This window comes from Paenibacillus aceti (assembly GCF_003614185.1).
Lineage (GTDB): Bacteria > Bacillota > Bacilli > Paenibacillales > Paenibacillaceae > Fontibacillus > Fontibacillus aceti.
In genome coordinates, this window is record NZ_KZ987724.1 from 4,804,798 (window position 1) to 4,822,209 (window position 17,412).

Annotated in this window: 13 protein-coding genes; 3 read left to right on the forward strand and 10 right to left on the reverse strand. The window is 46.7% G+C overall.

What is annotated here, in order from left to right; genetic code table 11:
- Positions 1-13: 13 nt before the first annotated feature.
- The 6 genes from BFJ94_RS21540 to BFJ94_RS21565 all read right to left on the reverse strand — a co-directional run bounded on the left by BFJ94_RS21540 (position 14) and on the right by BFJ94_RS21565 (position 8,412).
- Positions 14-1,627 carry a response regulator gene (locus tag BFJ94_RS21540; protein ID WP_120464476.1) on the reverse strand — a complete coding sequence of 538 codons (1,614 nt, stop codon included), beginning with the start codon at positions 1,625-1,627 and terminating at the stop codon, positions 14-16.
- On the reverse strand, positions 1,602-3,515 hold the full coding sequence (locus BFJ94_RS21545) for a cache domain-containing sensor histidine kinase (RefSeq protein ID WP_229716952.1): 1,914 nt from the start codon (positions 3,513-3,515) through the stop codon (positions 1,602-1,604). Before BFJ94_RS21545 ends, BFJ94_RS21540 begins: the two co-directional genes overlap by 26 nt.
- A 66-nt stretch (positions 3,516-3,581) precedes the next feature.
- Entirely contained in the window at positions 3,582-5,261 is a 1,680-nt protein-coding gene (locus BFJ94_RS21550) for a type 2 periplasmic-binding domain-containing protein (protein ID WP_120464477.1), read from the reverse strand.
- Between the two features lie 95 nt (positions 5,262-5,356).
- Positions 5,357-6,247 carry a carbohydrate ABC transporter permease gene (locus BFJ94_RS21555; RefSeq protein ID WP_120464478.1) on the reverse strand — a complete coding sequence of 297 codons (891 nt, stop codon included), beginning with the start codon at positions 6,245-6,247 and terminating at the stop codon, positions 5,357-5,359.
- 18 nt (positions 6,248-6,265) lie between these two features.
- Positions 6,266-7,204 carry an ABC transporter permease gene (locus BFJ94_RS21560; protein ID WP_229716962.1) on the reverse strand — a complete coding sequence of 313 codons (939 nt, stop codon included), beginning with the start codon at positions 7,202-7,204 and terminating at the stop codon, positions 6,266-6,268.
- Positions 7,205-7,581: 377 nt separating this feature from the next.
- Positions 7,582-8,412, reverse strand: a complete 831-nt coding sequence (locus tag BFJ94_RS21565; protein ID WP_120464480.1) for a hypothetical protein — start codon at positions 8,410-8,412, stop codon at positions 7,582-7,584.
- A 298-nt stretch (positions 8,413-8,710) separates the two neighbouring features.
- Between BFJ94_RS21565 and BFJ94_RS21570 the strand changes: the two genes are divergently transcribed.
- Positions 8,711-9,511: a formate/nitrite transporter family protein gene (locus BFJ94_RS21570; RefSeq protein ID WP_120464481.1), complete on the forward strand. Its 801-nt coding sequence runs from the start codon at positions 8,711-8,713 to the stop codon at positions 9,509-9,511.
- A 63-nt stretch (positions 9,512-9,574) separates the two neighbouring features.
- On the opposite strand, the gene BFJ94_RS21575 is transcribed toward BFJ94_RS21570, so the two are convergent.
- The 4 genes from BFJ94_RS21575 to yedE all read right to left on the reverse strand — a co-directional run bounded on the left by BFJ94_RS21575 (position 9,575) and on the right by yedE (position 13,661).
- Entirely contained in the window at positions 9,575-10,408 is an 834-nt protein-coding gene (locus BFJ94_RS21575) for a glycosyltransferase family 8 protein (RefSeq protein WP_120464482.1), read from the reverse strand.
- A gap of 199 nt (positions 10,409-10,607) precedes the next feature.
- Entirely contained in the window at positions 10,608-11,798 is a 1,191-nt protein-coding gene (locus BFJ94_RS21580) for an ROK family transcriptional regulator (protein WP_120464483.1), read from the reverse strand.
- Positions 11,799-12,237: 439 nt separating this feature from the next.
- A complete protein-coding gene (gene yedF, locus BFJ94_RS21585; RefSeq protein ID WP_068779406.1) occupies positions 12,238-12,465 on the reverse strand; it encodes a sulfurtransferase-like selenium metabolism protein YedF in 228 nt (75 codons plus the stop codon).
- Positions 12,462-13,661, reverse strand: a complete 1,200-nt coding sequence (gene yedE / locus BFJ94_RS21590; RefSeq protein ID WP_120464484.1) for a selenium metabolism membrane protein YedE/FdhT — start codon at positions 13,659-13,661, stop codon at positions 12,462-12,464. Before yedE ends, yedF begins: the two co-directional genes overlap by 4 nt.
- Positions 13,662-14,108: 447 nt before the next feature.
- On the opposite strand from yedE, the gene xylA reads away from it, so the two are divergent.
- Together xylA and xylB are read left to right on the forward strand one after the other, a co-directional pair.
- On the forward strand, positions 14,109-15,425 hold the full coding sequence (xylA, locus tag BFJ94_RS21595) for a xylose isomerase (RefSeq protein ID WP_120464485.1): 1,317 nt from the start codon (positions 14,109-14,111) through the stop codon (positions 15,423-15,425).
- A 125-nt stretch (positions 15,426-15,550) separates the two neighbouring features.
- On the forward strand, positions 15,551-17,047 hold the full coding sequence (gene xylB, locus BFJ94_RS21600) for a xylulokinase (protein ID WP_120464486.1): 1,497 nt from the start codon (positions 15,551-15,553) through the stop codon (positions 17,045-17,047).
- The last annotated feature ends 365 nt before the right edge of the window (positions 17,048-17,412 follow it).

A 17,412-nucleotide genomic window follows, 5' to 3' on the forward strand; every position in this document is an offset into this window, starting at 1 on the left:
CATACCACTCTGATTATTCTCCGTTACCCGAATGCTCCTGAGGGGTGAACCGCTCACTCTCTACAAACAGCTTGCCTCGGTACTCAAAAGGAGATATGCCCTCTAATTCCTTGAACACTCGTGAAAAGTGCCTAGTATTTTCAAATCCGACCGCTTCACTAATCTCTGCTATCTTCAGCGATCCATTTCCGATTAATTCCTTCGCCTTGCGAATGCGCACCTTCTTCAAGTAAGTCACGAAGCTTTCTCCAGTAAAAGTTTTGAACGCTTCGCTAAAATAGGAATAATTCAGAGATACGTGATTACTTACCATAGCCATATTCAGCGGACGATGATAATTTTCTTCGATAAAAGCCACAGCTTCCTTCATATCCCCATGCTCGGTATGAGCCGAACGGATCTCCTTGATGTATTTGTCCAGACTAGACAGAAGCTGCTCCAACGATCTGAAATAATTGTGAAAATGGTCGAAATTGGAGAGATCGCCAACCTTGCGGTACAACTTGATCACTTCTACAGATGCTTCTCCATATATTCGGAATACCTCATCAAGGACCTGTTCATTGATTTGCTTGCTGACAGCCTCCAGATATTGAGTATCAATCCCGGCCAACTGATCAATCCGAAAGATATGATGCAAGAGTGGTCCGATCTCTTTTTCCCGGCCTGTACCCAGGATGTTGCCCAGCTTGCGAATATCCTCCATAGGTATAGCGTAGAACTGCCGTTCCCTCGGGAGCTCGGAGTACCAGATCAGACGAGTCTTGGGATATATAAAGGAGTAGTTCAGAGACTCGCTTGCTTGTCTGTAGCATTTGGCGAGATCCTCCAATCGATTTCCCTCTTCGCTGACACCGATCAATAACCCATTAAGTCCTTTACTGCTGGCCAAAAGCGACATGTCAGCAAATTTCTGCTGCGATCCTCCTACGAGCACAACTCTTCCTTCACGGTCCAGTAGAGAGGCGTTTAGCTTGCCGTCTACACTTACAAACAGATCCTCAGCGAGAGACTTCAATCCTTCCTTCTTGATCCGGCTGCCGTCTTCGTATTTATAGGTTAGCACAGCGACCGAGAAGGGCAGGGCATACTGCTCAAAGTTGATCTCCTTGCTCCACAACCGGATCTCTTCCCTCGATAAATCCCGCTGTATCAACAACTCCTGCAAGCGTACCAATTGAACCTGCAGCCGATAGCCCTCAGTAATGGCCATCTGCTCGGCAATGAGAGAGCGTCTTGCCAGGTGATCGTTACATTTGTGCAGCGCAGTGAACAATTCATCTCTGTGGATCGGTTTGAGCAGATAATCGATCGCCTGATACCTGATCGCTGCTTTGGCATATTCAAAATCCTCATACCCGCTCAAAATAATGATTAGCGGTCGCTCATCTTGACTCGCTGGCAGAGGCTCTGTCGATAATGTCTCAATTAAAGAGATTCCATTCATAATAGGCATCCGGATATCAGTAATAATAATCTCGGCGCCATGATCCCGATATAACTCGAGCGCCTCAGCGCCCTGAGTAGCCGTAAACAATGTAAACTGGTCGGGAAATTCGCGTTCAATCATCGTTTTCAGACCCAAACGGATATTTTTCTCATCATCGACGATTATCAAATTTGTCATTCATGCCTACCCTCCCCGTTAGCAGTACCTTTGGCAAGGACATCACAACCGTTGTAAACTGACCTTGTTCACTGAATACTCTAAGGCCGTATTCGTTGCCATAATATAACCGAATACGCTCCTGCACATTTCGAAGGCCAATTCCATTACGATTCGCCTCTGGTCCGGAACTGCGGAAAAGTTTATCATTCATCCCTATAGACTGTAATTCCTGATTTAAGACGGACAAATCCTCCGCGTGTATTCCTATGCCATTGTCCGTGACTATGATCTGCACGTCGTGATTCTGCCAATCAAGCACTTGAATCAAAATTTGTTTATCGGACTCTTCTCCGATCCAAGCATGCTTTACGGCGTTTTCGACAATCGGCTGAAGGGACATCTTGAGCATTTCCAGCTCCAGGGCCTCTTCAGGAATATCGAGCTTAAGAAGAATCGGTTCGTCAAATCGGATGTTCATCACTTTCGTGTAATTCTCGATATGCCGAATCTCATCGCGCAGCTTCGCATACTCTCCAGACCATTTAAAGTTATATCGCATCATTCCCCCAAGGGAAGTTAACGAATCAGAAATCGTTCGTTGATTCTCAATTTCGGCTAACATTTTTATGTTTTCCAATGTATTGAATAGAAAGTGGGCGTCAATTTGATTATGAAGCGAGCGCAGCTCCGCTTCCTTCGTTAGCGCTTGCTTGTATACCGCTTGAGCGACCAATGTATTAATCGTATTCATCAGCTTGGAGAAATGATGTGCGAGCTCTCCGACTTCGCCACCGCCGCGAATAGAGATTCCACTGTAGGCTTCTCCTCGCCGTACCTTTTTCATCTCCTCCGTTAATAGGCGAAGATTTTTCAGAATAAAGGCATTCAGGATATAAGTGATCAGGGTGACCAGCGTGATAAACACGATATTGGCCCCAATGAGGAGATTGCGTGTACGGGATATATCCTGGATCACTCCCTCCATAGATACGATATTGATCAGATTGGCATTAATCCGTTCAATTCGCTGATGTAATAGTAGGAACTGTTTTCCGTTCTCCTTATAACGAATATCCCATTTTCCCGTATCTTGATAAAGCTGAAGGCGCTCCTTAATCGTACTTTCCATTTCCGGGTTCGCTTTCAGAAAGGAGTCCTTCTCCCGTGTGAATGTCTGTGCTTCGCTGTCCACAAGCAGCATCTGCGACTTGCTGTCCTGCATGACCGAGTAAGTCCTCGGACTGAAGTTCTCCAGCAACATGTCAACCTGAACCATACCGACATGATGGCCCGCAGGAATGCTTAATTCACGAAGCAGCGACACCTTCGGTGTAAGTGCGGGTGTTTGCCCTATGTACCGTTCCATCAGATCCGGATCATTGTATTGGAAAGACCAGGACTCCAATCCCTTCATCTGCACGGCCTTCTTATACCACAATTCATCGGCTACGCGGTATTCGCGGAAGAAGATCGGCCAAATCTCCACAATATCACTGCTGGAGAATAGGCGAAGATGTGCCACATTGGGATTGTAATACTGAATGCGTGTCAGATTCTTGAAGCTATAGTTGTTGAAGTTGACCAGTTCATCGGGATCTGGATCGCTGGTATTTGCCAGGTAATCCTTTACCTCCGGGTCTTCATAAGCAACCACAACGGCTCTGACCATAGATTCAATTTGCGTATCAATATGTAATTGCTCCATTTCCAGCAAGGAGATACTTTTGTCCTCGGCATCGCGCAAATACATGTTGTTGATCGCCTTATAAGAATAGAAGGACACCAACAGGCAGGGTCCTAAAATGATAAAAATATAGGCAGCGATCAGGCGGCTCTGCAGAGAACGGCGCCCAATCCAATACATCAATGAATCCCAAATCGCTCGCAAGCGCTTCCCCCTCATCATAGCTAGCGACTCCTTTATAGACACCCAAAAGCCCGCGGTAAGCGGGCGTTTTGGGCAGGGCTATAGTTACATGCCGAGCTTCTTCTTATTCTCTTCATACTTCGCTTGTTTGTATGCCTGTACTTTGGCATAGCCAAGGTCATCTTGCTTCTTAATATATTCATTCCAGATTTTATCGAATTCGGTTTCGGAACTTGCCATAATCAACTTAGGCAATGTCTTGCCGCGTAAATCCTTAATCTTGGTGTTGATGATGCCTTCATCAGAGTTGGCAAGCGGATCAAGCTCATCGAACTCAGAGAAGCTCTTCGTTTTGCCGCGAGTCCAATCTTCCAATTGTTTGTACGGTTCAACCGATTGCGGCGCCCATTGCTGGGTAATATTCGTATTTTGCATCATCCAGAAGGTGAAGGAGGAACCGTATTTCTTGTCAAAAGCGGAACGGTCTTTGTTCATCAGGTCAAATGCTTCAGGCAAGAATTGCTCCTTACCGTCAATTGTATCATAGCTGACGCCTTTTTCACCAAGATAAAGGTCTTTCTGGCCTTCTTCACTGTTCAGATAGCTAAGGAATTTAATGGCGCGTGCTTTGTCTTTCACATCTTTAGAGATCAGGGTCAAGGTCCAACCGGAAATGCTTGGGCCGTTCAAGGTTGGTGCGTCCAGGTTAGCATTCGCAGGACCATCGACGGCGATATAGATTTTGTTAGGATCTTGCTGGAACAAAGTGCCGAGTTGGGCTGCAAAGTCTGTACGCTGGTACAGCATTGCAAAGTAACGACCTTGGGCGATTTTTTCTTCCATTTGTGCACGTTTGTCGATAAAGATATCTTTAGCCAGCAAGCCGTCTTGGTTCGCTTGACGCAGCACTTTCATCCATTTGACGTATTCTGGATCCCGTTCACGTTCATACAATTGACCGTCTTTTTCCCGCGGAATCGCCAGGAAGTTCTGAATATAGCCTTCCAGGGAGTCATTTCCTGTCTGAATGAACTCATGCAGTCCAAACGGAATCATCGGTTGGCCGTCGATCTGCGGGAACTTCTCCTTAGCAGCCTTCAGGGCAGCCAGGAACCCTTCTGGAGTGCGCATGTCTGGACTGCCAATCGCCTCATAAATATCCTTGCGTACTACAAACGTCTGGTTGGATACATAAGTATCACCAAATTGTTGGTAGTCTTTGGGGGATGAGGAAGAGTTCGGATAACCGTACACGTTGCCGTCTTCTTGTGTGTACCAACCGAGCTTGTCAGGGTCGGATACTTTGAAGAAGTAAGGATCGTATTGTTCTGCCAATTCGTTGAGCGGAAGTACGAGCCCGCCTTCGATCATCTTCTTCACGCCATCTTCCCACCAGCCAAGCGTAATGAAATCAGGCAGCTTGCCGGAAGCAATCAGTGTATTCAGCTTTTCGTTTTCGTTACCGGCAGGAACGATGAAGTTAATATCAACGCCTGTCTTTTTAGTGACATACTGGGAAGTCGGGTCAACCCCCCATTTATTAGGGAACCAGGCAAAGTTCAAATACCAGTCAAACGTAATCGGAGATGTGTCTGACTTCCAACCTGGCTCGTCTGCGGATGGAGCTGCTTTGTCAGACGTTGTAGATGTGTTCGCTGGAGTATTGTTAGCGTTTTCTTTTTTGGCAGAATTATTTCCTTTTCCGGAACAAGCCGCCAAGGACAGAACCATGATACATGCCATAAGAAGCATTATCACTTTCTTGGACTTTCTTTTCATGCCCATGCTTTTTAACCCCTTTTCTTAATTTGATTAGTGCTATATTGTGCAACTCCAAAGCCGCCGTTAGGCGGCCTGGAGGAGTTACTGTAAGTGAGGCCTTATCCCTTGATGGAGCCAATCATCATTCCCTTGACGAAGTAGCGCTGTAGGAATGGGTAAGCGAATACGATAGGAAGCGTAGTTACGACCATGGTTGCCAGCTTCACCGATTGCGAGGTGACCGTTTTGGTTACGGCGCTTCCCTGCAAGGCGGTAGTCATAATATTCGAGCTGGACTGAGCGACTACCCGGTAAAGGAAGGTCTGGATCGGTTGCAGCGACTCTTTATTGATGTAGATAATCCCGGCAAAATAATCATTCCATTGGTATACCCCGTGGAACAAGGCAATGGTGGCGATAACAGGCATTGATACTGGAAGTACAATTCTCAGAAGAATCGTCCAGTCGTTGGCTCCGTCGATCCGGGCTGCCTCGTCCAGTCCGTCCGGAATTTCCCGGAAGAAGGTCATAAAGATGATGAGGTCAAAGAAGCTGAACAGCACTGGAATAATGAAGACCGCAAATGTATCAAGCATGTGCAAATCGCGAATCAGTAAATAAGTTGGAATGAGACCCCCGGAGAAGATCATCGTGATCGTTCCTAGAAAGATATAGAACCTTCCAAAAATCAACTCTCTGCGTGAGAATGCGTAAGCTACCATGGCGGTGAAGAAGACGTGAGCTCCCACACCTACGAGAGTCTTGGCTACGGTGAGCAGCATGGCCGTCGTAATACCGGGATTGTCGAATACTGCCTTGAAGTTCTCCAGGCTGAATACCCGCGGCCACCAGTAGATGCCGCCCAGCATGGCGTCCTTGCCGTCATTGAACGCATTGATCAGGACATACCAGATCGGATACAGGGTAACGAAACAGATTAGCAGCATCCCTAGATTATTAATAATATCAAAAACGGCTTCGCCTATGGTTTTACGTTTTATTAAAGACATGTGCAGTTCCTCCTTGGCCTAAAATAACGAAGTATCGTTGAGTTTTTTGGATACTTGGTTCGCAATCAGCAGCAGCGTGAGCGCAATAACGGATTTGAACAATCCGATCGCTGCAGAGAACGAGTAACGGCCTTGGGAAATCCCTGTATAGTAGACATAGTAATCTATAACATTACTTGCGCTGTCGTTCAGAGAGTTGCGCAATACGAGAATCTGGTCAAAGTTGGAGTTCAGAACACCACTGACTGCCAATATAAACAGAATACTGATCGTGCCTTTGATCGCTGGAAGTGTGACATACCACATCTTCTGGAAGCGTCCGGCACCGTCAATGGTTGCCGCTTCATACATTTCAGGCGAAATCCCTGTGATGGCTGCCAGATAAATGATGGCTGACCAGCCAAGCTCTTTCCAAATATCCGATGTAATGACAATCGTCCAGAAATATTTCGGTTCAGCCAGGTAGGAAATCGGCTGATCTATCAAATGCAATGCCATAAGGATATCGTTAATGATCCCTACATCCGATAACCAAGTGGCCAGGATTCCACCAAGTACAACCCAGGACAGGAAGTGGGGAAGGTACGAAATGGTCTGGATCGCCCGCTTGAACCGCAGGATGCGCACCTCATTCAAGAAAAGCGCGAATATAATCGGAAGCGGGAATGTCATCAATTTAATCAAGCTGATTCCCAAAGTGTTCTTCATCACGTAGCCAAAGTTCTCATCCGACAAGAACTCCTTGAAGTGCTCCAGTCCGACCCAGGGTGCTTCGGAAATCGTTCTGATAATGTCATAGTCTTTAAATGCGATAATAACTCCGTACATGGGAATGTAGTTGAAAATGATCATCCATGCGATTCCGAGCAAAGCCATAATTTGAATATGTCTTTGAGATACAAGTTTCTTCAGCCATTTCTGCCTTGCAGTTGGTGGTGATATATTCGAATCTATCATGGCTGTGGGCGGTGTAGACTTTTGCATTTCCATAGTAACCTCCAAGTTATGCAGTATCTTGTTTGAAAGCACTTTCGCTGAACATACTTTCATTGTAATTGGATAACGGAGTGAGGATAATGCTTCAGATTTCGTATTGATGTACTCATTTTTCGGTTATGAGACAAAAAGTTGTGAAAAGAAAAGTCGGATTTATTTTGTGATATATTTCATTTTTTTGGCAATCCATATGGTGGTAACATGCACACAACATACTGTAGTACAGCGAATTAGGGAGAGACCCTATGCCTTAAGGCGGGGGATAGATATATACTGGATAGGGAAAGAGGCCTCGGGAACTTTAGTTTCCGAGGCCTCTTTTGTAATAAGTAAGAGATTCAGGGCAGCATACTGTTGGCGCGCTGGATAATCGAAGATACTTTTGACTCATGATTATATATATTTTGCTTTTTCGTATTGATTTGAGTGGATAGAGTAAGTAGTCTGGCCAGAGTATCCGTCGCTCGATCGGCATCATTCTTCTTCACCGCAGCTTTGAAATTGGACCATTCGGTGGTTAGCTGTTTGTTGGGGGTGGAGATAGCACTTTTCTCGGCCTTGATCTTCGTCTTGACGGTATCGATTTCCGATAGGACGCTGCGGATTTGCTTCTGTTTCTTCGTTCTTTCTGATTTGGCGGTCTTCAATGCGGCCTCCTTCGACTTGAGGTCCTGCTTGGTGATATCGACAACCAATTTCATTCCTTCAGCTTGTGCCTTCAATACCTTATAAAGAGATTTGTCCTTCAATTTATTTGCGGCGGCTACCTGTTTATTGAATGAGGTATATGAGGTATATAGAGGCTGGTATTTCGATTTGGTTGTCTTGACCTGTTCCTCCAACTTGCTGATCTTGCTTGCATCGATATTGCTGATGGCCTTGCGCACAGCGGATGCCTTGCTCTCATTGTCGTAATGCAGGGCCGATGTTCGGTCATCCAGACTTAATATCTGCGTCCGGCTGCTCTTGAAGTCGGTGTATTGCTTGCGGAGCTTGGACCCGTTCTTCCCAGCTTTATCTGCGGTTGCGTCGAGTTGAGCGTTGATCGAGTCGGTGAACTCGATGGCTGCAGCGGATGCCTGGCCCGGAGGGGATAAGGCGGTGATTCCCGCAGTAATGAGGATGATGAACGCCAGTACAGTTATGCCAGTCCTAAGATGGTTTACCATAGAGCATCTCTCCTTAATCAGATTGTGCTGCAATACGAGTCATAATCATCTATACATGTATACGTAAACGCCAAAAAGCACCCGCAGGCCAGGCTCGTGAAGAGCCAAGCTTACGGGTGCTTCCATCGTAAGATTGATCGTATTGCAGCTTCGTTCAATATACACATAAATGGGGGATTTTGTCAATTGGACTATGTGTTTGTGGAAAGTGAATAATTGGTTCACAGAATCGTAATACTTGACTTGACTTTGTCCAGAAATGATGGAAAATGAGGGAAATAATATACTTGGAGGGTTTATGGAGACAGAATCGCTATTGAAGGTTGAAGAGCTGGCCTTGAAGAAGTATAAGATCTTTCGGCAGAGCCAATTGCGCTACATCGCCAGGGCCATGCTGGCAAGCATGTTCATCGGATTCGGAGTGATTGTTGCTTTTAAGACCGGAAACTTCTTCTATATGGAGAATTCCCCGTTCACTTATCCGATGGCGGCGATTACTTTTGGTGCGGCTATCATTTTGATCGCTTATGGCGGAGGAGACTTATTCACCGGCAATACGTTCTACTATACCTACGCGGCCCTGCGTAAGAAATTGCAATGGTCTGAGGTCGGGAAGCTATGGGTATTCAGTTATGTAGGAAATATTATGGGAGCGGCAGTGTTCGCCCTGCTTATTTTTCTGACAGGTCTATTTACCGATGCTTCAGTGAATAGCTTCCTGCTGAATGTTGTAGAGCATAAGATGAATACCTCGGCGATAGAGCTGTTCTTCCGGGCTATTCTATGTAACTGGCTGGTCTGTCTGGCCTTCTTCATTCCGATGTCGCTCAAGGGCGACGGAGCCAAGATGTTTGCGATGATGCTGTTCGTGTTCTGCTTCTTCATATCCGGTTACGAGCATAGTATTGCGAATATGTGTACCTTTGCGATCGCCCTTGTGCTGAACCATCCAGGAACGATCTCCTTCTATGGTGTCATCCACAACCTCGTTCCTGTAACGATCGGCAATTTGATCGGCGGCGTATTGCTGATGGGCTTTATGTATTATTTCGTGAACAAGCCTTTTCTGGATGCGGTGGAGAAGGGGAAGGATGAATAGTAAATGGAAGTTAGGTCTGGTGACGGTGATGTCACCAGCCTTTTTATGTCCACGTGGAACAGTTTATGAGTCGGCAGCATTACATAGCTTCTCCATATATTTGAACAGTGCATGGAACTTGCCGCTATAGTCTTTCTTCCAAGGCTTTCTTTTGCCACAGAAATGCAAGAATACGGTATGGTCTATCACATGCTCCATATTCCATTCGCCATTGCTCGTAATCTTGTAATAGCGGTAGTATCTCGCATCATAATTATACAGCTTCTCGTCGATGCTCTTGATCCGTTTGGTATACAGCGCATTGATAATATCCTGATCCGGCATAATCAGCTTGGAGCGATTATTCTCAACGAAGTCGTAAATTTCTTCCTCGCTAATAAGCTTTCTTTGCAGCTTCAAATTCATCAGCAGTACTCCAGAATTGTAATAAGCCTCGATTTTATAAGGGTTCAACCTCAGCTTGTTGATTTCTTTAATAGAGATAAGGTCATGAGAAGCCGCGGCATACAAATAATGCTCCAGATCGGTCTCATAAAGCTCCCTGACGGAGTTAAGCACCAGAATATCCGGATCCAGATAAAGGATTCGCTCCATATGGTCCGGCAGGAAGCGAAAGGCGAGCAGGCGGTAATACATCTCCTTGGTGTAATGGAGCAGGGTAGGGGCTTCGGCGAAGCTATGGTCGTCGACTTCAATCTCCTCCAGCAGGCTGCCTTTCCCTTGCTCAGCGCATAACCGGCGCAGCCCCTCGATCTCCTTGCGCTTTAAGCTTGAATGCATGACATAAACCGTAAACCGCTCTCCCTTATTATTAAGGAATAAAGAGTAGAGCATCACTCGCAGAGGCTTCAAGTAGTTAGAGTTCAAGGTGACCAGAATATTTAGCGGTTCAGACATGTGGACATGCTCCTTGTAAAGATATTTCCATTGAGTATTCAATGGGCTATACCTCTATTGTATGAATAATGGGAGCAAACGAAAAGGTCCACTGGCGATTACACCCCAGTGGACCGGAATTCTAAATAGTACAGCAGATCAAGGGATCATTCCCTGATGGAGAATCTTATACTTTTTGAACAACTTCTTATATTACTTGCTAGGAATTCAATGCAGCTTCCGTGACGCTTACATCCGGCTCTGCCAGGAATGCAGTGATCGGCAGGGAGGCAGCTCCTAGCGCAGTGGAGCGGATACCTAATTTGGCGAAGTCGACATGGGTTTGCTTACGATGATAGGACAGGCTGCGCTTGCCCAGTGTACTTAACATCGCTTGCCGCAAATAGTCGCCGGCCAGTGAGAGTCGGTTGCCAATCACAATTAACTCGGGATTAAGAATATTCACCAGATTAGCAAGGCCAACACCGAGCTGGGAACCAATCTGTTCAAGCAGAGTAAGCACTTGCTCATTGCCTTGCTTAGCCTCCTTCAGAATGTCCTCCAGACTCGGAGAATGATCCTTCCACAGCGTCCCTGCTTGATCAAGCAAGGCCTTCTCGGAAGCAAGTGTCTCCCAGCATCCCCTATTCCCGCAACGGCATAATGGCCCATTCTCGGCAACGGTCATATGGCCGACCTCGCCCGAGAAGTTGGAGGTACCGCGGTATAGATCCCCGCCTACGATGATGCCCGATCCGATCCCGATTCCGATGCTCAGGTAGATCAGGTCTTTCGAGTCTCGGCCTGCTCCGTACAATTTCTCACCGATTGCTCCCGCGTTCGCTTCGTTATCAATATGAATATTAGACCCGAATTCAGCGCTCAGAGCTTCATATAGATCGACATTATCCCAGCCGAGATTAGGAGCAGAGATGACCTGGCTTTTCTCGTCGACCAGACCGGGTACCCCAATGCCGATTCCGACAACGCCGTAGGGAGATGCAGGCAGTCTTCTCATCAGCCCGCGAATCGTCTTGCGAATTTGATCAAGCACTTTGCCCGGAGAGTAGTCTTCCAGTGGGACCGTCTTCTCCCGGACTACGTTGCCTTCCATATCTACGAGGACAGCCAGCAGATCATTAACGCGGATATCCACACCGATAGCGAAACCTGCGCTGCGATTGAACAAGAGCAGAGTAGGTTTGCGGCCTCCGCTCGATTCGCCCGGTCCGATCTCAGAGACAAGCTGGCTCTCGATTAGTTCGGACACTAGCGAAGAGACCGTAGCTTTATTCAGCCCGATCACCGAAGAGATATCCGCCCTTGATAGCGGTTGCTGCTGTCTGATCGTATTCAGGACGATCGTCTTGTTCATCTTCTTGATTAACTGCTGGTCGCCCGTAATTTTCATCATTAATCCTCCAGAAATTATTGAACATAGTACTATAATAACACAAGGCAGGAAATAAAAATAAACAACTTAGTTAGTTTAATAAACAAATTAACGTTATTTAGATTTACTATAATGAAGGTGCAGAAAATCTTAGATCATGCCAATAATCTCAGTAAAAGTGTGTGTTCGAAAAGGCCGTTTTTCAGCATCGAAGCTTATGCTTCCGATGTGCATTTTTTCAAAAAGCTTCAGTTGGATGGAGCTAGGGACGAAAGGAGCGGAGCGTAGGCAAAATCTACGTGAGCATCGGAAGGCCCGGCTGAATTCAAGATTTGATGTCGAAATACTTCTTGATTCACTTCGTGATCAAAAGCGGACTTTTTGAACAACCTCTAAAAAAGGAGCTGACCAGGTGAGTAGACAAGCTACTATTCAGTCAGCTCCTTATAGAATTAAATTACGCTTGGATATAGAAGATCAGTTCTTGGCCGTTCTTTACAGGCTCTTGCACAAGGGTATAGCCATGCTTGACGACCTCTTCCGGTACGTTCTTGAAGGCAGCCGGACAGTCTGCAATGACTTGTAATACCTGACCCTTCTTCATGTCCTGCAACGTTTCTAAAGAGTAGATTACAGGATACGGACAAGGTTCCCCTCTAAGATCCAATGTGAAATCGATGGTCATTTGTTTGCACCTCCTTTTTTGAAGCCAACGCCGAAGCGGTAATTTTTTTGCCAGTAGCTTGCTACGATATATCCGACGGCAAGCAATACGAGTGTGACGATAAGTGCCCAAGCCGGTCCCATGACGGAGATCAGATTGATTTTCGCTCCGCTCTTCACGAGCAGGTCGAATACGCCAAGATGATCCCAGGCATAGGCAAGGAAGGTAGCTCCGATAATGTTGCCAATGAATACGGGCAGGAAGATCACTTGTCCTTCCATTAAGCGGTACATCATACCAGTCTCGCAGCCGCCGGCAAGCACGATCCCGATGCCGAACAGAAGGCCGCCGATGAATGTGCTTGGAGCAGCTATTTTCGTAATCGGATCGACGTCGTTCACGAGAATGACGATGAGCGTCAAGACAGAGCTGATCGCCATCCCAAGAATAATAGCCTTCGTCATCGTGGCGCGTCCGCTAATCCACAGATCGCGAAATGCAGAAGTGAAGCAGATCTGTCCTCTTTCAATCAGGATGCCGAAGGCAGCTCCGAAGATTGCCGCTACACCAAGCATCGTCTTGCCATTAAGGAAGAAATACACGATGAGTCCTGCGTAGACAACCGCAACAAGCCCGCCGATATAAGGCTGAACCTTTCTCGACTTGCGTACGGCGGGTGCCGCATTTCCTTTTTGCAGAATAGGCTTGCCCTTCCACCACCTTGTGCTGACGATCTTCACACCGACATACGTGCCGATGGCTGTAGCTGCCATGAAGATCCAGGCATGAAATGAGAATTGCGGTACGCCCGTGAAGAAGGCAGCTAGATTGCAGCCCAGTGCCAGTCTTGCACCCACACCTGCAATAATGCCGCCAATCAGGCCCTGCACCAAGCGGCGCTTCTGCTTAGGCATGCGAATCTTGAAATTGTTGCTGAACAGAATCATGATCAGTGCGCCGATGAACATGCCCCAGACAATCCATCCGTCCGTACGATCAAAGGTTGAGCCCTTCATCTGTATCAAGTCGAAGTAAGCCCAGTCGGAAATGTCGACCCCGAAGAGCTGGAGAATATGTCCTCCAAAGCGAGTGAACTCGCCGGTAACGGCCCATACCGTATTGGTAATGCCGAAGTACAGAGCGCTGAGTACGCCTGCGATACCAATCGCGACATAAGGGCTCCAGTAGTTGGTGAACAGCTTCCGTAATGTTGTCATATCTTTCTTACCCCTTCAACCCATCATAGTAGAGTCCGTTGAAAGCCGGTAAGAAGCGGCTTTCTATACTCGACTGAACTATATGGATTTTTTTGAATACGGCCATTCACATTCTGCTAGAGCATAGTTGCAAATAAAACCATTTTTCATTCTACTACAATCTTCGCAAAATGTGGTGAAATAACATTTTGGAAAACGGACTATAGGTGCCCACGAAACATACTATTATATTTCAGTTGAATGTATTCGTACGGAGTATCCAGGAGACCGCTGTGACGAAGTGGGGTCATAACTGAGACAGGGCTAATAATATTTTCTTGCAATCTTAGTTAGTTTACTAGACAAACTAAGTTGAACGTGATACGATCTAAGTGTAAAGGCAATCATACCTTTCGCAGATGGGGTGTAAATGCTTTCAAAAAACTCTAATTCAGGGAGGATTTTAGCGTGAGTTATTTTAAGAACATTAGCAAAATTCAGTATGAAGGCGCAGGTTCCGACAACCCGTTGGCATTCAAACACTATAATGAAAATGAAGTTGTGCTCGGCAAAACTATGAAAGAACATCTTCGTTTTGCAGTAGCTTACTGGCATACAATGACGATGAACGGCAGTGATCCATTTGGTCAAGCGAACATGATTCGTCCATGGGAGACTGTATCCGGTCTTGATCTGGCGAAAGCTCGCGTCGAAGTAAACTTCGAATTCATCGAGAAATTGGGCGCTCCTTACTTCTGTTTCCATGATGTTGACGTGGCTCCTGAAGGCGCAACACTGAAAGAGTCTAACGAGAATCTTGACGTAATTGTCGCTAAAATTAAAGAAGGCATGAATTCCACAGGCGTTAAATTGCTTTGGAACACAGCTAATATGTTCTCCAATCCGCGTTATGTTCATGGTGCTGCAACTACTAACAATGCAGACGTATTTGCTTATGCAGCAGCGCAAGTGAAGAAGGGTCTGGAAACAGCGCTTGAACTGGGCGCTGAGAACTATGTATTCTGGGGCGGCCGCGAAGGTTATGAGTCCTTGCTCAACACAGATATGGGCTTCGAGCTGGATAACCTGGCAAGATTCTTCCAGATGGCTGTTGATTATGCGAAGGAAATCGGATATACCGGTCAATTCCTGATCGAGCCTAAGCCAAAAGAGCCAACCAAGCATCAATATGACTTCGATGCAGCAACAACGATTTCTTTCTTGCAAAAATACGGCTTGGACAAACATTTCAAACTGAACCTTGAAGCGAATCACGCTACATTGGCTGGTCATACATTCGAGCATGAACTGCGCGTAGCTCGCATCAACAATATGCTCGGTTCGATCGATGCGAACCAAGGCGACATGCTGCTCGGCTGGGATACTGACGAGTTCCCTACAGATTTGTATGCTGTAACGCTCGCTATGTATGAAATCTTGGAAAATGGCGGTATTGGCTCCGGCGGCGTGAACTTCGACGCAAAGGTAAGACGTACTTCCTTCGAGCCTGAAGATTTGTTCTATGCGCACATCGCTGGTATGGATACCTTTGCTAAAGGCTTGAAAGTTGCTGGTAAAATGATCGACGACAAATTCTTCGAGAACCTACTGGCTGATCGTTATGCAAGCTTCAAGACAGGCATCGGTGCCGATATCGTATCCGGCAAAGCAAACTTCAAGACATTGGAAGCTTATGCTCTTGAGCACAGCCACATCGTGAACAAATCGAACCATCTGGAGCTGTTGAAGGCTCGTCTGAACGAATATATTTTCGGAACCAAATAATAGCCGCTGACAAACATTGGTCAGTCCGGTGAAATAGATGATGAAGGGGCGCTGGTCGTCCCTTCTTTGTTAATAGTCCGGTTTTAATAGTTAGAACCCTAGAAGATTGAAGGGAGAAATATGAGATGAAGTACGTAATCGGTGTCGATCTTGGCACGAGCTCCGTTAAGACCTTACTGGTGGATCAGCAGGGTGAGATCAAAGGCGAAGCAACCGCTTCTTATCCGCTTATTCACGAACGTCCTGGCTACAGCGAGCAGAATCCGGAAGAATGGGTGAACGGAACGATCGCCAGTCTGCAGCAATTGCTGCGGGAATCCGGCATATCTCCACTGGATATTGAAGGAATATCCTTCTCCGGGCAAATGCACGGCCTTGTTCTGCTTGATGAACAGAACAACGTGCTGCGCAATGCGATTCTATGGAATGATACGCGTACGACGAAGGAATGCCGTGAGATTGAGCAGAAGCTCGGCGATGGATTGTTGAAGATTACGCGCAATGCTGCATTGGAAGGCTTCACGCTTCCGAAGGTTCTGTGGGTGCAGAAGCATGAGCCAGAACTTTTCGCAAGAGCGGCCCGCTTCGTGCTGCCGAAGGATTATTTGCGCTACCGTATGACGGGGCATGTACAGATGGAAATCTCCGATGCAGCAGGAACACTGATGCTTAACGTTGCTGAAGGCAAATGGAGTGAAGAAATTGTTCAGGCATTCGGTTTGCCGGAGGGATTCTGTCCGCCGATCGTCGGGAGCTCGGAGGATACAGGCACGATTCTGCCTGAGTTCGCCAAGCTGAGCGGCTTGTCCGAGAAGACGCGCGTATTTGGCGGTGGAGCCGATAACGCTTGCGGTGCCGTTGGCGCGGGGATCGTTCGCGAGGGCGATGCGATGTGCAGCATTGGTACCTCTGGTGTTGTACTGACTTATGAAGAAGACAAGAACAAGGATTTTGCTGGTAAAGTTCATTTCTTCAATCATGCGCATCCAGGCGCTTTCTATGCGATGGGCGTTACGCTGGCTGCAGGTTACTCTTTAAGCTGGTTCAAGGATTCACTCGCACCGGAGCTTAGCTTCGATGAGATGTTGAAGCCGGTTGCTGATCTGCCGCCGGGTGCGGACGGCCTGTTGTTCACGCCTTATCTGGTTGGTGAGCGCACACCGCATGCCGATAGCGCGATTCGGGCCAGCTTCATCGGCCTGTCCGGTACGCATCGCCGCGAGCATATGGCACGCGCTGTGATGGAAGGCATCACGTTCTCACTGGCCGAGTCACTTGAGCTCTTCCGTCAGGCCGGAATTAACACCAGACGGATCATCTCCATCGGCGGTGGAGCGAAGAATCCGGTATGGCTGCAGATGCAGGCGGATATCTTCAACACACCAGTCGTCTCGCTTAAGAACGAGCAGGGACCTGCCATGGGCGCTGCGATGATGGCTGCTGTAGGCAGCGGCTGGTTCGACAGCCTCAAGGAATGTGCCGACAAGTTTATCGGCTACGGTAAGACGTATGAACCGATTCCTGAAAATGTTGCGACTTACGCTGGTCTCTTCAAGCTGTACCAGCAAGTGTATTCGGCTACCCGCGAATTGAATCAAGGGTTACAGGAGTTCCGTGGGTAATCGTACAATCTAATTATTAAATCCTGCCTATAGACAAAGCTCCGAAAGGAGCAGGCTCTATAGGCTTTTTATCGAATAAATAATTGAACCGTATTAATTTAGTTTTATTATAGTAATAGCAACATAGAAAGGAACATAGAACATTCAATATGAAAAGGATAAAATACGCAAAAAGTCTAATAGATAGTTTAATACCAATGGGATTGATTGTTGGTTGTGCTATCGGTGCAATTGTGGGTGTTTTTCTCAAACCAAGCATACTGATATTTACAATTAGTGTAGGATCTGGAGCAGGCTACTTATTTGGAATTATTGCTTATGTAATTTATGGTAAGAGGGGGCATCATAGTTAATGATAACTATAT